The 18,248-nt window shown below is 59.9% G+C and carries 16 protein-coding genes; 10 read left to right on the top strand and 6 right to left on the bottom strand.

Annotated elements, in window-relative coordinates; all coding sequences use genetic code 11:
• Window positions 1–106 precede the first annotated feature (106 nt).
• Complete coding sequence (locus ACMDB8_RS17195) at window positions 107–1,882, top strand: S-type pyocin domain-containing protein (RefSeq protein ID WP_409079440.1); 1,776 nt, start codon at window positions 107–109, stop codon at window positions 1,880–1,882.
• Window positions 1,879–2,151 (top strand): hypothetical protein, encoded by a 273-nt coding sequence (locus tag ACMDB8_RS17190; protein WP_056725156.1) that lies wholly within the window; start codon window positions 1,879–1,881, stop codon window positions 2,149–2,151. Before ACMDB8_RS17195 ends, ACMDB8_RS17190 begins: the two co-directional genes overlap by 4 nt.
• 256 nt (window positions 2,152–2,407) lie before the next feature.
• Here the strand turns inward: ACMDB8_RS17190 and ACMDB8_RS17185 are convergent, their stop codons facing one another.
• Window positions 2,408–2,680: a hypothetical protein gene (locus tag ACMDB8_RS17185; protein WP_056725158.1), complete on the bottom strand. Its 273-nt coding sequence runs from the start codon at window positions 2,678–2,680 to the stop codon at window positions 2,408–2,410.
• Between the two features lie 296 nt (window positions 2,681–2,976).
• Between ACMDB8_RS17185 and ACMDB8_RS17180 the strand changes: the two genes are divergently transcribed.
• From ACMDB8_RS17180 to ACMDB8_RS17170, 3 genes are all read left to right on the top strand, one after another.
• Window positions 2,977–4,335, top strand: a complete 1,359-nt coding sequence (locus ACMDB8_RS17180) for an MATE family efflux transporter (RefSeq protein WP_056725160.1) — start codon at window positions 2,977–2,979, stop codon at window positions 4,333–4,335.
• 148 nt (window positions 4,336–4,483) lie between these two features.
• Window positions 4,484–5,188, top strand: coding sequence for a phosphoribosyltransferase (locus ACMDB8_RS17175; RefSeq protein WP_056725162.1), 705 nt, complete (start codon window positions 4,484–4,486; stop codon window positions 5,186–5,188).
• 86 nt (window positions 5,189–5,274) lie between these two features.
• The gene (locus ACMDB8_RS17170) at window positions 5,275–5,844 is read left to right on the top strand and encodes a YceI family protein (protein ID WP_056725163.1); all 570 of its coding nucleotides are present in this window, start codon (window positions 5,275–5,277) and stop codon (window positions 5,842–5,844) included.
• Between the two features lie 207 nt (window positions 5,845–6,051).
• Here ACMDB8_RS17170 and ACMDB8_RS17165 read toward each other — a convergent pair whose 3' ends face one another.
• A complete protein-coding gene (locus ACMDB8_RS17165; protein WP_409079438.1) occupies window positions 6,052–9,441 on the bottom strand; it encodes an Ig-like domain-containing protein in 3,390 nt (1,129 codons plus the stop codon).
• A gap of 498 nt (window positions 9,442–9,939) precedes the next feature.
• On the opposite strand from ACMDB8_RS17165, the gene ACMDB8_RS17160 reads away from it, so the two are divergent.
• Window positions 9,940–10,662 carry a GNAT family N-acetyltransferase gene (locus ACMDB8_RS17160; RefSeq protein WP_409079437.1) on the top strand — a complete coding sequence of 241 codons (723 nt, stop codon included), beginning with the start codon at window positions 9,940–9,942 and terminating at the stop codon, window positions 10,660–10,662.
• Between the two features lie 138 nt (window positions 10,663–10,800).
• Here ACMDB8_RS17160 and ACMDB8_RS17155 read toward each other — a convergent pair whose 3' ends face one another.
• Window positions 10,801–11,241, bottom strand: coding sequence for a hotdog fold domain-containing protein (locus ACMDB8_RS17155; protein ID WP_056723871.1), 441 nt, complete (start codon window positions 11,239–11,241; stop codon window positions 10,801–10,803).
• 164 nt (window positions 11,242–11,405) lie between these two features.
• On the opposite strand from ACMDB8_RS17155, the gene ACMDB8_RS17150 reads away from it, so the two are divergent.
• Window positions 11,406–12,026 carry a TetR/AcrR family transcriptional regulator gene (locus tag ACMDB8_RS17150; RefSeq protein WP_223541943.1) on the top strand — a complete coding sequence of 207 codons (621 nt, stop codon included), beginning with the start codon at window positions 11,406–11,408 and terminating at the stop codon, window positions 12,024–12,026.
• A gap of 306 nt (window positions 12,027–12,332) precedes the next feature.
• Here the strand turns inward: ACMDB8_RS17150 and ACMDB8_RS17145 are convergent, their stop codons facing one another.
• Window positions 12,333–13,463 (bottom strand): P1 family peptidase, encoded by a 1,131-nt coding sequence (locus tag ACMDB8_RS17145; protein ID WP_056723874.1) that lies wholly within the window; start codon window positions 13,461–13,463, stop codon window positions 12,333–12,335.
• Between the two features lie 139 nt (window positions 13,464–13,602).
• The gene (locus tag ACMDB8_RS17140) at window positions 13,603–14,706 is read right to left on the bottom strand and encodes an extracellular solute-binding protein (RefSeq protein WP_056723876.1); all 1,104 of its coding nucleotides are present in this window, start codon (window positions 14,704–14,706) and stop codon (window positions 13,603–13,605) included.
• Window positions 14,707–14,816: 110 nt separating this feature from the next.
• On the opposite strand from ACMDB8_RS17140, the gene ACMDB8_RS17135 reads away from it, so the two are divergent.
• Entirely contained in the window at window positions 14,817–15,590 is a 774-nt protein-coding gene (locus tag ACMDB8_RS17135) for a helix-turn-helix transcriptional regulator (protein ID WP_056723878.1), read from the top strand.
• Between the two features lie 85 nt (window positions 15,591–15,675).
• Here ACMDB8_RS17135 and ACMDB8_RS17130 read toward each other — a convergent pair whose 3' ends face one another.
• Window positions 15,676–16,617 carry a class I SAM-dependent methyltransferase gene (locus ACMDB8_RS17130; RefSeq protein WP_056723880.1) on the bottom strand — a complete coding sequence of 314 codons (942 nt, stop codon included), beginning with the start codon at window positions 16,615–16,617 and terminating at the stop codon, window positions 15,676–15,678.
• A 193-nt stretch (window positions 16,618–16,810) separates the two neighbouring features.
• Between ACMDB8_RS17130 and ACMDB8_RS17125 the strand changes: the two genes are divergently transcribed.
• Window positions 16,811–17,428, top strand: a complete 618-nt coding sequence (locus ACMDB8_RS17125) for a cytochrome b/b6 domain-containing protein (protein WP_223541944.1) — start codon at window positions 16,811–16,813, stop codon at window positions 17,426–17,428.
• Window positions 17,425–18,210: a molybdopterin-dependent oxidoreductase gene (locus ACMDB8_RS17120; RefSeq protein WP_223541945.1), complete on the top strand. Its 786-nt coding sequence runs from the start codon at window positions 17,425–17,427 to the stop codon at window positions 18,208–18,210. Before ACMDB8_RS17125 ends, ACMDB8_RS17120 begins: the two co-directional genes overlap by 4 nt.
• The last annotated feature ends 38 nt before the right edge of the window (window positions 18,211–18,248 follow it).

The raw sequence follows: 18,248 nt of genomic DNA, 5'->3' as shown, positions 1-18,248 counted from the left end.
CGCGATGCATACAGTAAATATTGAAGTATTGAAATTGCTACGTTGTTGCGGCATAACTTTTGTTCTGTCTATTTAATGGAATTAATATTGTTGCATGGAGTGCTATATGCAAAAACCAGTTACTCATTATTCATCTTCAATAACGTCTGGGTCTCTGCCGGTTCAAGCTGCGCAAGCCTCAGTTTTTCCTTCAAGCTTCGATAGTATTTTGTTTTGGGATGGGAATGTCCCGGCGGTTACTACGCCGCATAGTATTGAGGGCGTCAAAAAAACCAGAAACGAATACCAACAATTAGTGGCGATATTTCTTTCGGCGCACGATCAGATAACGAATGTTTTTTCGGGTGGTGCACCGAATATTCGAGATTATCTAGAGAAGCGCATAGCCGCAGGCATTGACTCCCAAGAGTTAAATGCGCTGGAAGCTGCCTTAAAAAAGAAAGTGATCATCGTTGAGCTTTTGCAAAGGGTCACAATGCACGGAAGTTGGAACGATGCAATATTGCATATTGGCGTGGACGCATTGTCGCTAGACAGAGAAACAATTGCCGAGTTTTTTGCAAGTGATGTGGAGTCAGACAGAGATGATGAAGTACGACTAAGTTTTTATGAAGAATTCCTGTTGTCGCTAACTGCCGCCTACGTTAAACGAATCCTTATCGAGGCCGTTCGCATTTTGGAGGACGCTTCCGCAACTGCAGACGCTGAAATCCATCGCGCCTTGGCAAGGGGCGAAGTCGCCTACACCTACAGGTTGCCCATTGGTCATGGCGAAGAGGCAGGAACCGTGGCGGGTGCCATTGCCATCCATTTCGCCGACGGTTGGACCTTCGGGGCGCGAATCCAGGGAGGCATTAGGTTATTGGCAGGGTTGGGGGAAGCACTAATCAGTCGGGCCACTGCTGTTGGGATCGGAGCCTTGTTCTATTCACCTGCTCTTGCTAACGGCGAACGCTTTCCTCAAACAGCTCTCAAACTACCCGGTACCACTTTTTTACCAAAGCTGCCGTCAAACCTGAATGAAATCGCCGCTGCCGAAGGAACCATTGACCTTCCTTATCGGATTTATGGCGACCTTAACCAATACACACTCGTTGCAACCCCGGCTGGAGGGAGCGTCTCGGAAAAAGTGCCAGTACGAGCATTGGCATTCGATCCAACGACCAGCAGCTACAGTTTCACGTCAAACGATACACCGCCCATTATCCTCAGTTTTCCAATTATTCACTTGGGAAACGGCTCGACAACTTCGCCCGCCCGACCTGCACAAGTACCGACTTACACTGGAGTTACGCTGTCGCCATTGCTTGTGCAGCCTGAAACCTTGCCCGCGGTCGAATTGCCTGATTTCAGGGATTGCATTTACTGCTTTCCGATTGAAAGCGGTCTGCCGCCAATCTACGTTGTTTTTAATAGTCCTTATGAAGGAGCAACCACAAGGGGAAAATACAGCGGTCGACTTTTCAATCCCGCCAAAGCCGGGGGGCCAATACTCGATCTCGATTGGACAAGTGCTTCCGTGATCCAGGCGGGTATTGACCTGGTAAAATTACATACTGGACGCTTTGGTCCTTCGGACGCCAATGCCATTATGATTTTTCGCTTGAAAAAAATTCTGCTGGGTGAATTGGTAATCACAGATGCTGACAAACGCTTCTATACTCATGAACTCAGAGAGCTGGAACGTTTCAGAGTATTAGGTGTGGTTGACGGTGTAAACCCGAATGACGACGGTGTTATTTGGAACAATACTCACGCCGCGACGCTGGAAGACTACAAGCTAAAAGATGATTTTGAATTACTCTACACGCCCGAGGCTATAGAGGCAGACAACAAACAAACGGACAGAGAGTCCAAGCAAATTGGAGGAATAAAACGATGAACGTCATAAAAAACATCGTACTAAACGAGAAGCCTGAAGAGGTAATTCTATTTCTTACCAAAAATGAATTGGGCATCTCCTTTCCTCGGCTTGATGGCCTTTATAATCGGGCTAACTGGGCGCATGTGGAGAACAACATAGGGCTATTGAACCTTGTCAAGAAAATGTGTGATGCCGGTTTTATAAAAAATAATGGGTGCATAGTAGTGAGAGGACCCAACTGGAGAGAGCCGGCATTCATGCTCGAAGGCAAATATACCTTTGACTGACAGCACCAAGTACCTGAGCGCAGGTGCCAGAGAGCGGTGACCGTAGCCATCATTTCGTGGCCGTCCAGTTCCCTTGTCCAGTCGTTTAAATCATCGAAGGCTTCCCAGGTTGAGCCGCTGCCGCAGCGGCTCTTCTCTTTGTTACGGGCATATTGAGTATCTTCGCCTGATCGGTTTTTCGCAGCCTCGAATCAAGCTGAGGAGCAACCTCTTTCTGGAGTAGCAATAAAACGGGCGCGAGAGCACCCGTTTTTCTTTACTCCGCGGCCTGCGCCCGCAACCGCCGCCCAATCACATCCATCAAATCACACCCATCGCGCAACGGAATGACCAGCAGCTTGGCAAAGTCCTCCAGCACTACAGTGTCGCAACCGAGTTCAGATCGGTAGGCAATGTTTTCCAGCACCTGCGTGACCGTACGGATACGGTAATCCGCCATGGCTTGCAGGACGTCGAGTGGCGCTTGGGTGTCGATGAGCAGGGAAGCCGGAACCAGGTCGATTCCGGTGAGAGGCATATATCGATTCATTTTGAATGATCTCTTTTAGATGGGCTCAAGGCCGTCAGTCGGTCATTCTCTGTTGTCAGGTCGCCAAACCCGAATCGCCATCTGGGCGACGGCGCCGACTATAAGCCGTATAAGATCAGCGCGGGAAGGTGAGACATTCCGAGCTTTATGTAGGACCCGCGACGATGAAACTTCAGACCTTTCACCTCAGGTCGCTGGAAATATAAACACAGACCTGAGATGTTCACGGCCCCTTGGATTCAGCCACCCACGCTATCCTTACTCATTGCTCTCGCCGTCGAAATGGACCTTCCCGAATGCAAACCCCGAACCCCCAACGCCCCCTCTGGAAAACCTACCTGTTTTTCCTCGCCCCGATGGTCCTGTCGAACTTCCTGCAATCCATGTCCGGCACGGTCAACAGCATCTACATCGGCCAGATGCTCGGCACCCAGGCCCTGGCGGCGGTGTCGGGCATGTTCCCCATCGTGTTTTTCTTCATCGCCCTGGTGATCGGCCTCGGTGCGGGTGCGGGGGTGTTGATCGGGCAGGCGTGGGGGGCGCGGGAGACGCATCTGGTGAAGGCGATTGCCGGGGCGACCTTGTTGCTGGGGGTGTTGATCGGGTTGGTGGCGGCGGTGGTGGGGAGTGTATTTGCGCGGTCGGCGTTGGTGGGGTTGGGGACGCCGGCCGATGTGCTGGACGATGCGGTGGCGTATGCCCATGTGATGTTGTGGATCATGCCGTCGCTGTTGGTGTTTGTGTTGTTCACCCAGTTGCTGCGCGGGGTGAGCGATACCTTGTCGCCGTTGCTGGCGCTGGTGGTGTCCACCTGTGTCGGGCTGGCGCTGACGCCGGCGTTGATTCGCGGGTGGTTGGGTTTTGCGCCGATGGGGATTCAGAGTGCGGCGATTGCCGGGCTGGTGGGTAACCTGGTGGCGATGGGGCTGCTGGCGTGGCGCTTGCTTGGCAAGGGCCATCCGCTGGCGCCGGACCGTGAGTTCTTCGCGGCGATGAAGCTGGACATGGCGATTCTCGGCAAGGTGCTACGCATCGGTTTGCCCACCGGGTTGCAGATGGTGGTGTTGTCGCTGTCGGAGCTGGTGATTCTGGCGCTGGTGAACCAGCACGGGTCCCAGGCGACGGCGGCGTATGGCGCGGTGACGCAGATCGTCAATTACGTGCAGTTCCCGGCGCTGTCGATTGCGATCACGGCGTCGATCCTTGGAGCGCAGGCGATTGGGGCGGGGCGCATTGAGCGTATCGGGCCGATTTTGAAGACTGGACTGATGATCAACGTGTGTTTGACCGGTGGCCTGGTGGTGCTCGGGTACTTGTTGTCGAGCTGGTTGCTGGCGTCGTTCCTCACCGAAGAGGCGACGCTCAACATGGCTGAGCACCTGTTGCACATCATGCTCTGGAGCCTGTTGGTGTTTGGTTTCCAGGCGATCATCGGCGGCATCATGCGCGCCAGCGGCACGGTGATGGTGCCGGTGGCGATTTCCATTGTGTGCGTGGTGGGTGTGCAGTTGCCGGCGGCGTATCTGCTGGATGCGAAGTTCGGGCTGCAAGGGGTGTGGATGGCGTTTCCGGTGGCGTATCTGGGAATGCTGGTGTTGCAGACGCTGTATTACAAACTGGTGTGGCAGCATCAGAAGATTGAGCGGTTGGTATAGGCGGGGTAAAGGAGCGGATAATGCTTTGGACCAGGTTTGTGGCGAGCGAGCTTGCTCGCGCTGCGTAGCCCAGCGGGAGCAAGCTCGCTCGCCACAAAAGGCAGGTATGGCTGAAGTTCGCAGGCGCAATCGCCTGGGGAGGTTTCAAATGAGCCCCTTGTCCCATTCCATCCTGCAAGACCGCCCGGCAGCCGGGCGGCGTTTGATTGAACCGTTGCTGCCTTACGCCAATCGTTCCGACGTCATCGTTCTGGCCTTGCCCCGTGGCGGCGTGCCGGTGGCTTATGAGGTGGCCACGGCGCTGAAGGTTCGCCTGGACCTGATGCTGGTACGCAAGCTCGGCGTGCCGTCCCACCCGGAGTACGCCATGGGCGCGATTGCCAGCGGCGGTATCCAGATTCGTAATGAAGAAGCGCTGCGGGTGCATCCGATTGCCAAGGCTGCATTCGACGCCGTGGTCGAGCGGGAAAGCCGCGAGCTATTGCGCCGCGAGCAGGTCTATCGGGGCAAGCGGCCGGCGGTGCAGCTCAAGGATCAGGTGGTGATCCTGATCGACGACGGCCTGGCCACCGGCGCCTCGATGATGGCGGCGATCCAGGCGCTGCGGGCGCAGGCGCCATCGCGCATCGTGGTGGCGGTGCCGGTGGCGCCGATCGAAACGGTGCAGGCGTTGCGCAGCGAGGTGGATGAGTTGATCTGCCCGCTGATGCCCGAGTGGTTCACCTCGATTGGCCATTGGTACATGGACTTTGCCCAGACCTCGGATGCCGAGGTGATCGACCTGTTGCACAGGGCATGGCAACGCGGGGAGTGCGGGGCAGGTGGTGGTAAATCAACGGGTGAGGTGGAATAAACGCCGGTTGTTTGCTTTAGTCCATCTGGTGCCACCCGACCTGTGCGGCACGCCAACTCAAGACGGGAACCCTCCCGGAGAGTGCCATGAATCTTCGATCCGCGCATTGCGTCGCTCTGGCCGGCATGTTGGTGTTCGGCCTGGTGCCGTTTGCGCAAGCCGTGGAGTACAAGGATGTGAACGCCAGGGCCAGCACCTTGAGCTTCACCTATGTGCAGATGGGGTCGAAAGCCTACGGCACCTTTGGTAAGTTCAAGGCCAAACTCGACTTCGATACCGATAACCCCGGCGCCGCCCATGCCGTGCTGACCATCGACCTGAAAAGCATCGATGCCGGCAGCAGCGACGCCAACACCGAGCTGCAAAAGCCGGCGTGGTTCGACACCGCGACTTATCCGGTGGCGACCTTCGAGTCGACCTCCATCAAGGCCCAGGGCAATAACCGCTACACCATCACCGGCACGCTTTCCCTGCGGGGGCTCACTCGGGAAGTGAGTGTACCGGTGCTGCTGAAATCGCAGAGCGCCATCGGTATCTTCGAGGGCCAACTGGTGCTCAAGCGTGACGACTTCAAGATAGGTGAGGGCGAGTGGGCGGACAGTGTGGTGTCCAACGAGATCAATATCCGCTTCCGGATGGTGGCGCCGCAGCGGTGAGTCGGGCCGAACGTTAACTTGCGGTCAACGACACTCCTGTTGTGGGAGATTCTATGTTGCCTGACACTGCGCCATCGCGAGCAGGCTCGCACACATTTGATCTTTGGTGAATGCAAAATCTGAGTACGACGCCGATTCAATGGTGGGCGCTGTACAAAGAAAAACGCCCGATCCAAATTGCATGGACCGGGCGTCGATCAAACCGCTCTAGTTCGCCTTTATCGGCACCGTCACGGTTTTGCCGAAGGCCGACTTGATGGTTGCCGTCGCGCCAGGCGACGGGCCACTGCCGGCGGTGGTCACCGCTATGTTCCAGCGCGCGCCTGTGGCCGTAGGCGTCAGGACGGCGGCGCCAAGGTTCACCGTACCGGTGGTGGTCGTGGCCGTTGCCGTGATGGTATTGCCCGTGCCACGGGAAGTGGTGCCGGACAGGACCCAATACCAGCGGCTGTTGCTGCGGGCGGTGACGGTGGCGCTGGTGACGATCAGACTCTCGTTGATCGCTGCCGAGACTGCCACGGACACCGTCGCCGGTGCCGACTCCGCGTCCTTGGCATCGCTGGCCCTATAGGAAAAGGTCGCGGTGAACGGTGCGGGGATCGTGGCCGGTGGTGTGTAGGTCACGCGCAGGCCATCGGTGCTGACCACGCCCTTGCCGGAGTCCGGTTGCTCCAGGCCCACCACTTTGAGCGGCACGTTCCCGTCAGGGTCGGTGTCGTTGGCCAGCACGTTGATGATCACCGGTTGGCCGGTGTTACTGATGGCGCTGTCGGGGTTAGCGACCGGTTTTTGGTTAGCGGCGTCCTCGACACGGGTATCGCCAGTGCGGAAGGTCGGCAGCGCGGCGGAGTTGACGTAGTTGACGCCGTCCCAGCCGGGCAGGGGGGTTGGCATCAACTGGAACTGGCCAGGGTTCTCGACATCCCAGCGCAGCAGCATGGAGGTGTCCTCGTGCTGGGTATTGTGGCAGTGCTCCATGTAGGTCCCGGCGAATTCCCGGAAGCGGATCGCCATTTCCACGTCCACCGAGCTGTCGATGCCCTCGCCGATGCGATAGACGTCCTTGCGCGCCCATTTTTCCCATTCCGGTGGGGCCTTGCCGTCGCGGTGGAGGACGATGCCTTCTTCGAAGTGCACGTGCACCGGGTGGTTCCAGCCGTTGCCGCCGTTCCTGATTTTCCACACTTCCAGGGTGCCGTCGCCGGAGAAGCCGGCAGCGGTCGGGCCATTGGCCAGTTGCGGAGCGGCGCTGATGATTCGGGGGTCCATCTGGTAGCCCAGACCGCCGTCGGTCTTGATGGTCCAGGGTTCGTCGTCGGTGCCGTCGGAGCGGCCAAAGGTGAACTCGCGATGCCGTGCCAGTTTCAGTCTGGCCTGCACCGTCGGGTCGTCACGGTTGAGGGTCAGCGGCAGCATGGTTTTACCCATCGGCTTGCCCGGTTTGGCGGGTTCGTAGTCGGCGGGGTTCATGCTCACGTCCTGGCCGGCATAAGGCTGGACTACCATCTGCAGGAACTTGCCCACCACCGGGTCGCCGGCGTCCCATTGCAGTCCGTTGCTACCGAGCTTGAGCACCGCCTTGTACTTGCCGGACAGGACATCGGCCAGGCTCAGCGGCAGACTTTCCGGACCCTTGCCGTCGTGGTGCTCCATCAGGTTGACGAAGTACAACTTGTCGCCGGTGCTGATCCCGTTTTTCGCGAAGTTGACGATGATGTCGTAACGCTCGGCGATGCCCATGGTGGGCAGAATGGCGTTGTGGTCCTGCAGGTCGCCGTCAGCGTCCAGGTCCATGCTGCCGTCGAATGGCACGGCGTGTTCCATTAGGTTGCCGTCGTTGGCGATCATGTGGAACGGCACGCGGGTGTAGGACAGGCCGGAACCGACCGGGCCAGGATATTCGCCACCGGTGCCGACGACTTCACGCACCAGCGCGATCCTGAAGTAGCGCGACACCGAGCCATTGAGAATGCGGAAGCGATAGCTGCGTGCCCGCACGTTCAGGCGTGGCTGGTACTGCCAGTTGACCAGGAGTTGATCGCCGAGAAAGCCATCGGTGTTGAACGGGTTGAACCACAGCTGGCCATTGGCGTCCCAGGCCTTGTCGGCCAGCATCAGGTTGACGTCATAGTCGCGGTTGCCCCAGGGCAACGCCGAACCGCTGGGCAGGCGCAGGTTGACGCCGTCTTGCAGTGCTTCGTTGCCACGATCCATGGCGCTGTAGTAATTCATCATCACCGCGTTGCCCTTGTAGACGTTCTGCGCGGTGAAATCGAGCATGTGGTCGTGGAACCAGTGAGTGCTCATGGTTTCGCGCCAGTCGCCACGGATCTTGATGCTGCCGTTGTTGCAGGTCTTGAGGCCCGGCGTGGCATCGTTGACATACAGGGTTTCACCGGGGGCGCAGGGGAACGCCGCGCGCGGATCCTGGGCGCTGGTGTTGATGGTGTCGTAACCGGCCAACTGGATCGGCCAGCGATAGTCGTAGTACTGCCCCGGAAAGAAAAACGCATTGGAATAGCCATCGCTTTCGGCCGGGGAGTGGCCATTGTGTTCATGGGTGCTGAGGGTGTGCAGGCCGAAACCCATGTTGGCTGACGGATCGATCGGCAGGGCGTTGTAGTGACGCATCAGCACCGGTTGGCCGTACCGCACCATCAGCAGTTTTGGCGGGAAGGTGCCGTCGAAGGTCCAGAGCGCCTTGTGGTTCTGAATCGGCATGTTGGGGTGAAAGCGGGTGTCGATGCCTTTGGTGGTGCCCACGATGATCGGATTGTCCGAGGTCTGGTTGTACAACCCGCCAGGCCCGAACTCACCGACGGCGTAGTTGTGCAATTGCCGGCGGTCGCGCATGCCGCCGTTGAGCTTGGCGCCCGCTTGAGCGGTCTTGAAGGCGACCTGCGGGTAAAACTCGTTCCAGCGCTGGTGCGACCAGCCTTTTCCTGGCGGACGACCTTCGGCCGGCGAGCCGACCGGATGGCGGTTGAGGAAGGCTTCGATCTGCGCTTTCCAGGGGTTGCGGTCCAGCACGTTGGAAAACTGCGACGGAAACGGATACAGCCCCGGCTGGCGCATGAAGGCTTCCAGCGCCGCGGCCGAAGGGCCGCTGCGGGCGATGTTGTTCGGGTCCTGGGTGGGCGCCGGGCCGACGATCGGGACCGGGAAGGTCAGGGTGGGCGGCGGCAGTGTCGGGTCGAGTTTTTCCGTGCCGAACTCTTCGAACAGCAGCAGTTGCTGAGTGTACGGCTGGGCCCCGAACAATGGGCTGGGCTTGCCATTGGTGGGGATTTTGAAGGATGTCTGCAGGGCTGGCGGCAGCACGTTGTCGGTCGTTGGCGTGGTGCGGGTGCCGTACACACCATTGGGTAGGGCGTAGGAGCCCTGGTTGGTGGGAGACATGGCCTCTATGGCATCCAGCGCGGCCTGGGGGTCGGTCGGCGGGTTGGTATACGCCGAAGGATCTGTTGGCGGCGGCGGGCTGACATCGTCAAGCGGCGCAGCGTTGACAGTGCCGAGGCTGAAGTTGATCAGCATCACAGCGGCGATGCCCGGTTTGCTGAGAAAGCCGAGCGGTTTGAGGTCAGGCATTTTTTTCATGTTGTTCCCCTCGGGCGCGCGCCGGTGTGGCTGATGTTGGCCATTGGCTCGCTGCAAGAGGTGCGCCAATCTCCGGGAGGCCCGGGGGAAGACAAAAAACTGTTTGATATCAAAAGACTGGCGTTTTGGACTTTGGTCCTAAAGATGCAATGGGTGGGAATCCTCAAAGTTGGGGGCTTTGACCCACCCATTTCCCCCCACTCATACCCCGGTCCGGAGTGGTGGTGGGCGCTTTCACGAGCAGGCGAGCTCCCACAGAAGATCGAGGAGTGGGCAAAACCGCAGTCCCCTGAGGGAGCGGGCCTGATCGCGAAGAGGCACGTTCATCCAGCACAATGTGTGCCGGAGTCGCTGTTGTCAGCCTCGAAAACGCAACCAGGCGTCCGCCGGCGATGCGCATGGGCCGTCAATGGGGGATGTCTGTCCATCACCCTTCGGACCACAGGTGCCAGGCGCGCTATGATAGGCGGTCCTCGCCTCCCGGAGCCTGTCACCGCAATGCCCCTGATCAGCCACTTCAAGACCCCGTGCCCCGAGCACATCAATAGCCAGATCCTGCAGATGGTGGTCGACAACCTGACCGACATCAGCATGGTCGCGATCCCGCCCAGCAACCTGCTGTACAACCTCTACCAATACGCGATCGGCTATGAGGTGCACCTGTATCTGGAGGCGCTGAGCGGTGAAAAAGGCATTGCCGTGGAGTTGATTGTCGCCACCGACGAAGACGATCCGCAAACGGTGACGGGCTTTGTGCTGTACCTGCCGGTGCAGGGTGACCCCGAGGCCTGCGGCGTGGCGTACATGGCGGTGCAGGCCGAGTATCGGCGCCAGGGCGTGGCCCGGCGGATGCTGCGGGAAGTGGTCGGTCGCTATCCCCATGCCGAGCTGACCTGTGCGGTGGCCAAGGTGCCGTATTTCGAGGCGATGGGTTTTGAGGTGGTGGGCGTGCGTGCGACCCAAGTGTTGATGAACACCCGCGACCACGCCACCGATGGCTTGATGGCACTGCTGGATGTGGCGTCGATCTACAGTTCGCTGGAGGTGCGACAGATTCATACCTACCTGCTGCAAAAGCATGGCAAGCGGGCCATGACCGACGCGGAAAAACAACGCGACCGGCATCTGGACCAGTTGACGCGCAAGGCCAATGAATTTGTGCGTGGGCGGTTGGGGGACGATGCGGTGCCGGCTAGCGGACCTCGATTGCGCCTGGTCTGACCGTACTCTCCTAAACACCACAAATCCCCCTGTGGGAGCGGGCTTGCTCGCGAAGGCGTCGTATCAGTCGCCTAAAATGTTGGCTGACACACCGCCTTCGCGAGCAAGCCCGCTCCCACATTTAACCGCGGTCAGCGTTTAGGCCAGCTTCACATTCATGGTTATCCGCGCCGTGAACACCTTCTTGCCCTCGGCGTCGTGAATATCCACCGGCACGATCTTGTCGCCTTCGGTGGTCCAGTCCACCGTCTCCCCTTCGGCCACCGCCGTCACATCGCTCTTGGCCTTGGCCAGGTATTCCACGGTCATGCCTTTGGGAATCCAGCGTGCGCCGGCGGGAATGGAAACGTCGGTCATCATCCCGGCGGCCAGTTCGGCGGCGTTGCACATGGCAATCGCATGCACCGTACCCAAATGATTGGTGATCTCCCGGGCAAACGGCACGTGAACGGTGGCGCTGCCTTTGCGCAAATCCTTGACCAACGGGTTGATGGTGGAGAAGTAGGGCGCCACCTGGCAGGCCATTTTGCTGAATGCTTGCGGGCCTGCGCTGTTGAACATGCTGAGGAACTGACTCATTTTTTTGCCTCTTGAGGATGACGGTTGCAGAATAATATTCTTTAACAGAATAATGTTCTGTGACGGAACAGTATTCTGTCGAAGGGAAATCTGTCAACCTAGCGCCACTTGTTTGCTGGCCACCGCCAGCCTCCACCCATGACTCTTCCGGACTGTCCTTGCGCATGGAAACCGCCGATCTGCTCGAACGCTGCTACCCCGGACGACGCGCCGAACTCAAGCGCGACATCTTCAGAAAGGCCCTGGGCCTGTTCAACGAACAGGGGATCGAGGCCACCACCATCGAAATGATCCGCGCCGAATGCGATACCAGCGTCGGCGCGATCTATCACCATTTCGGCAACAAGGAAGGCCTGGTGGCGGCGCTGTTTTTTACTGCCCTCGATGATCAGGCCCGCTTGCGTGACAGCTACCTGGCTGACGCACACACCGCTCAAGCCGGGGTGCATGCGCTGGTGCACAGCTATGTGGACTGGGTCGATAGCCAGCCGGAGTGGGCGCGGTTCCAGTACCACGCACGGTTTGCCGTCACCAAGGGGCCGTTCAAGGACGAACTCGCTTCCCGCAACAAGACGCGCAACAAGCAGTTGCTGGAGTGGCTGGGCGCGCAGGGTAATGAGCTGGGGCGTTTTCCGGCGGAGCTGATCCCGTCGCTGATCGTCGGCCAGGCAGACAGTTACTGCCGCGCCTGGTTGTCGGGCCGGGTCAAGGGCAGCCCGAAGGCCTATCGGGACATGCTGGCGGAGGCGGCGTGGCGGTCGTTGTGCACCACCGAAACACAATGACTTTCCCCTGTAGGAACGGGCTTGCTCGCGAAAGCGGTGTGTCAGCCAACATTCATGGCGACTGGCACGACGCCTTCGCGAGCAAGCCCGCTCCCACATTGGAGATGTATTGATAGGAAGATGGTTTTCGGAGGTTAAAAAAGAGCCTCAAAGCTCTTGATGGGGAGGAAGTGGAGCCGTGAGGCTCAAGATGCGCGTGAAACAAGCGGTGAGCTTGGTAGGGGTTCAGTGCACTCACCACCTACGCAGCGGCTTGCACAAACAGGCGGCTGCGTAAGTTCATCCTAAAAAGACCTAGTGTTTTACTCAAGTACCGCTAGTCGTGTCCCCCGGCCAGCCGGCGCGGCGCAATGCCTTGAGCAAGGTCTCGGCATCCAGCCCTTGCACCCCATGTCCGTTGCCTTCGGCCGTTTTGGCGGCGAGCAGGGCATTGATGATGGCTTCTTCCACGGCTTCGGTGGCGGCCAGGAACAGCTCGCTGATGTGGTCGTTGTTGACCATGCTCAGGTTGTGAGTGGTCGACGCTTTCTTGCTCTCGTAGGCGGCCGGTGGCACGTGATCGTTACCGGTGGCGAAGGCGATGAAGATGTCGCCGCTGTGGTCTTCATTGCCGCCGCCGGTGCGGGCCAGGCCGAGGCTGGCGCGTTGAGCCAGACGGGTGCACTGATGTGGCAACAACGGCGCATCGGTGGCCAGGCAGACCACGATCGAACCCATGCCCGGATGGGGCAGCGAGGCCTTGAGGAATGGCGAATCGACCTGTTCCATGTAGCGCCCGACCGGGTAGCCATCGACGCGCAATTCATTGCGAATACCATGGTTGGCCTGGACAATTGCGCCGACTGTCCAGCCGCCCTGGGCGCTGTTCAAGCGGCGCGACGCGGTGCCGATACCGCCTTTGAATTCGTGGCAGATCATGCCGCTGCCACCGCCGACATTGCCTTCGGCCACCGGGCCGCCCACCGCCGAATGCACGGCCTGGGCCACGTGTTCCGGCTTGACGTGAAAGCCGTTGATGTCGTTGAGCAAGCCATCGAAGGTTTCCAGCACCACCGGCATGTTCCAGTACAGGCGCCCGTCATCCGGTTGCTGCTCGCGGTCGAGCACGATCAGTGCGTCGCGCACCACGCCCAGGCTGTGGGTGTTGGTGAAGGCGATGGGGCTGGTCAGCAAGCCGGCCTCGCGAATCCACTCCAGCCCCGTGGCATCGCCATTGCCGTTGAGCACATGCACACCGGCAAAGCAGGGTTGCTGGCTGGTGGAACCGGCGCGGGGTTCGATGACGGTGACGCCGGTGAGGATGTCGCGGCCATTGACGGTGCGGCCTCGTACATCGCTGTGGCCGACCCGTACGCCAGGGACGTCGGTGATGGCATTGAGCGGACCGGGTTGCAGTTGGCCGAACTGGATGTTGAGGTCGCGGGCGCGTGGTTTCATGGGTTTTCTCATTTTCAATTTTTGGCAGAAAAATGCGGTCAACACCTGTAGGAGCTGCCGAAGGCTGCGATCTTTTGATTTTTTGTTTTTGTCGATCCGCAATCTTTCAAGATCAAAAGATCGCAGCCTTCGGCAGCTCCTACTGACCGTTCTTGACCTTGCTCCAGATCCGCGTGCGCACGCGCTCTGTAGCCGGCGGCAGGGGTTGGAGGGTGAACAAGGTGGCCATGGCTTCGGCGGGCGGATAGACGGCCGGGTTGCTGCGGGTTGCCTCGGCCACCAGTGTGGTCGCGCTGCGGTTGCCGTTGGGGTAGTTGAGGTGGTCGCTGACCGGGGCGATGACCTCGGCGCGCATCAGGTAGTCGATGAAGGCCATGCCTTGTTCCGGGTGCGGTGCGTCCTTGAGCAACACCAGGGTGTCGAACCACACCGGCGCGCCTTCCTTGGGCAGGCTGTAGGCGATCTTCACGCCGTTGCCGGCCTGTTCGGCGGTGCTCTTGGCTTCGAGCATCGCGCCGGACCAGCCCACCGCCACGCAGATGTTGCCGTTGGACAGGTCGCTGATGAATTTCGATGAGTTGAAGTAGGCAATGTGCGGGCGCAGTTTCAGCAGCAGTGCTTCGGCCTTCTTGTAGTCCTCGGGGTTGGTACTGTTGGGCGGCAGGCCGAGGTAGTGCAGGGCGACCGGCAGCATCTCCGACGGCGAGTCGAGCATGGCCACGCCGCATTCGCCGAGCTTGGCCAGGTTCTCTTCCTTGAACACCAGGTCCCAGGAATCCACCGGCGCCTTGTCACCCAGGGCTGCGCGGACTTTGTCGATGTTGTAGCCGATGCCGTTGGTGCCCCACAGATAGGGTACGGCGTACTGGTTGCCCGGATCGTTGTTGGCCAGTTTCGCCAGCAGTTCGGTGTCCATGTTCTTGAAGTCCGGCATCTGCGCACGGGGCAGAGGGGCGAGGGCGCCGGCCTTGATCAGCGTGGGCAAGCTGAAGTTGCTGGCCACCACCACGTCGTAGCCGCTGCGGCTGGTGAGCAACTTGCCTTCCAGCACTTCGGCGCTGTCGAAGGTGTCGTAGACCGGCGCAATCCCGGTGTCACGCTTGAAGTCCTGCAAGGTGGTCGGGCCGATGTAGTCGTACCAGTTGTACACGTGCACCGTCGGGGCTTCGACCGCAAAAGCCGACAGCGAAACCGCCAGACAGGCGCCAAACCCCAGATTGAAATACAAGCGGTGACGACTCATGATGCGGCACTCCTGGCCTGTTGCGGCCGGTGGTAATCAGGAGTTTGCAGCGTATCGACCGGGGTGGCTTTCACCCATTCCCATCATGGGTTACTCAAAAGGGGTAGTGCGTGGACGCGTTGTTGAAAGAGTTACCGGTGCACCAGGGGCTGGCGCGGGTCTTCACGGCGGTGGGGCGGGACGGCTTCTGGCGCGCGCTGGTCGATACCCTGCGCTTGCTGGTGCCGCTGGATAACGCGCTGGTGGCGCTGATGCGCCCGGGGCATGTGCCGCGCCTGCTGATTGACTTCGATGCCAAGGGCACCACCGAAGAACATGAAGAACTGGCGGACTACCGCGCCGGCATGTACCTGCTCGACCCGTTCTATCAAGCCGCCTGTGCGGGGATCGCCGACGGTTTGCACAGCCTCGAATCGGTGGCCCCCGACCAGTTCCAGCACAGCGAGTACTACCTGAGTTACTTCAGCACCGTAGTCGGTGGCGACGAGTTGCAGTTCATGGTCAACGTCGATGGTGCCGTGCTTGGCCTGTCCCTGGGGCGTGCGACACGCTTCAGCCTCGAAGAGCAGGGCCGCCTGCTGTGCGTGCGTGACTGGGTGCTGGCGGCGATGCGCCGACACCTGGATTTGCTGCCACCGGAAGGGCCGGCCGCCGAACTACCGGCCGGCGATCTGGCGACCTTGCTCGATCGCTTCGACGCACGCCTGACCCTGCGGGAAATCGAAACCGCGCGCCTGATTCTCCAGGGCTTCTCCAGCAAGGCCATCGCCCAGCAAATGGGCATCTCCCCGGAAACGGTGAAGGTGCATCGGCGCAATCTCTATCACAAGCTCAACGTGAACGGGCATGGCGAGTTGTTTGCGCTGGTGTTGCGGCCGCGTTGAGATCCAAGTCAAAAAGATCGCAGGCTTCGCCAGCTCCTACAGGGGAATGCACAGGCCCGTAGGAGCTGCCGCAGGCTGCGATCTTTCAGCTCTGCAGCTTGAACACCAACGCCTTCAACCCACACTCCACATCAGCATCCGGAAACTCCGGCGGGTTCTCCAGACGCTGCTCAAACCGCAGGCTCGGCGCTTCGCGGGTCACGCCCTCGATCAGGAAGTCGGCGCCAAACGCCGGGTCGTTCATGCACGCCAGCACGGTACCTTGAGGGCTGAGCAATTCCGGCAACCGACGCAGTACGCGCTGGTAGTCCTTGGTCAGCAGGAAGCTGCCTTTCTGGAACGACGGCGGGTCGATGATCACCAGGTCGTACGGCCCCTTGCCGATCACCTTGCCCCAGGATTTGAACAGGTCGTGGCCGAGGAAACCGACCTTGCTCATGTCGTGGCCGTTGAGCCGGTGGTTGTCGCGGCCACGGTTCAAGGCCGGGCTCGACATGTCGAGGTTGACCACGTGGCTCGCACCGCCTTCGATGGCCGCCACCGAGAAACCGCAGGTGTAGGCGAACAGGTTCAATACCCGCTTGCCCTCGGCATTGGCGCGGACCCAATCGCGGCCGTAGCGCATGTCGAGGAACAGCCCGGTGTTCTGCTTGCGGCCCAAATCTACCCGGTACTTCAACCCGCCTTCGGTGATGGTCATTTCCTCGATGACGTCCCCGAGCAGCCACTCGGTGGTGCTTTGCAGCAGGTAGCGGTGTTGCAGCAACAGGGTATGGGCGCCGGATTTTGCCCACTGCTCAGACTGGGTGATCGCCATCAGCACCTGCTTCAGGTCTTCCAGTTGCGCCGCTTCCGGCTCCTTGAACAGCGCCACCAGCACCACGCCCTGCAACCAGTCCACGGTCACTTGCTCCAGCCCCGGCCAGCAGCGGCCACGGCCGTGAAACAGGCGGCGGGTTTCCGCGGGGGCGGCTGCCAGGGCGGTCAGCAGGTGCTGGTTGAGGGTGGCGAGGGCTTCAGGGTTCATCGGGTCGTGTCGATCATTTGTGGGGGCGGCATTTAACCATAATTGCGCAATGGGCGGACCACACAAAACCTTGTGGGAGCGGGGGGGCATTCGGATGCGAGTTATCACGTTTAATTTAACTTTACGTGAGGATTTGGCGATCTTCCGGCTCCCATACTCGGCCCCAACGAACAACAACAATCCGGAGCCGGACATGTCGCAGACCACTGCTTCACCCAAGTCCACTCATCCACGCTGGCTACGCCTGACCCATTGGCTCAACGCCCTGGCGGTGCTGGTAATGGTCACCAGCGGCTGGCGCATCTACAACGCCTCGCCGATCTACGACTTCAGCTTTCCCAAGTCGATCACCCTCGGCGGCTGGCTGGGTGGTGCGCTGCAATGGCATTTCGCGGCGATGTGGTTCCTGGCGATCAACGGCTTGATCTACCTGGCATTCAACCTGTTCAGCGGACGCCTGAAGCGGCGTTTCTTCCCGGTCTCGCCCAAAGCTGTGCTGCATGACCTCGGGGCCGCATTACGCGGAAAACTGAGCCATGCCGACCTCTCACATTACAACCAGGTGCAGCGTGTTGCGTACCTGTTCGTGATGGTCGACATCCTCCTGCTGGTGTTCTCCGGGCTGGTGCTGTGGAAGTCGGTGCAGTTCCCGCTGTTGCGTGAGTTGCTGTGGGGATACGAAGGCGCACGCCGTGTGCACTTCTTCGCCATGGCTCTGTTGGTGGCCTTTGTGGCGGTGCATCTGGTGATGGTCGCACTGGTTCCGAAAACGCTGTTGGCCATGATCGTCGGCCGCAAGGAGCAGGTATGAAAAAGCGCATTCAGGTACCCGGACTGGACGAGGCGTCGATCCTCACCGACGCCCGCAAGATCCTCGCCCCGCAGATCGAAGACCACTCGCGCCGCTCGTTCCTGTTGCGCGGCCTGACCCTAGGCGGCGTAGCGATGTTGTCCGGTTGCAATATCACCGACAACGACAGCGTCGAGACCGCGCTTTCAACCATGTCGCGCTTCAACGACCGGGTGCAGGGCTGGCTGTTCAACCCCAACGCGATGGCGCCCACCTATCCCGAATCGATGATCACCCGGCCGTTTCCCTTCAATGCCTTCTACGGCATCGACGAGGCGCCGACGGTGCATGAGGAGGACTATCGCCTGGAAGTCACCGGCCTGGTCGCCGACAAGCGCAGCTGGCGCCTCGAAGAACTGCGGGCCATGGCCCAGACCGAGCAGATCACCCGGCACATTTGTGTCGAAGGCTGGAGCGCGATCGGGCGTTGGGGTGGCGTGCGCTTCAGCGATTTCCTCAAGCGCATCGGCGCCGACACCGACGCCAAATATGTCGGTTTCAAATGCGCCGACGACTACTACACCAGCATCGACATGGCCACCGCGCTGCACGCGCAGACCCTGCTGGCACTGACTTGGGACGGCGCAGTGCTGCCGCGAGAATACGGCTTCCCGATGAAGCTGCGCATGCCCACCAAGCTTGGCTACAAGAACCCCAAACACATTCAGGCGATTTTCGTCAGCAATACCTACAGCGGCGGCTACTGGGAAGACCAGGGCTACAACTGGTTCGGTGGCAGCTGACGGGTGCCTGGCTATTTCACACCCCACAACCCACGCTC

Source organism: Pseudomonas monachiensis (assembly GCF_047345015.1).
In the GTDB taxonomy this organism is placed as follows: domain Bacteria; phylum Pseudomonadota; class Gammaproteobacteria; order Pseudomonadales; family Pseudomonadaceae; genus Aquipseudomonas; species Aquipseudomonas monachiensis.
Note: the sequence above shows the minus strand (reverse complement) of the source record. Positions and strands in the feature narration are given on the sequence as shown.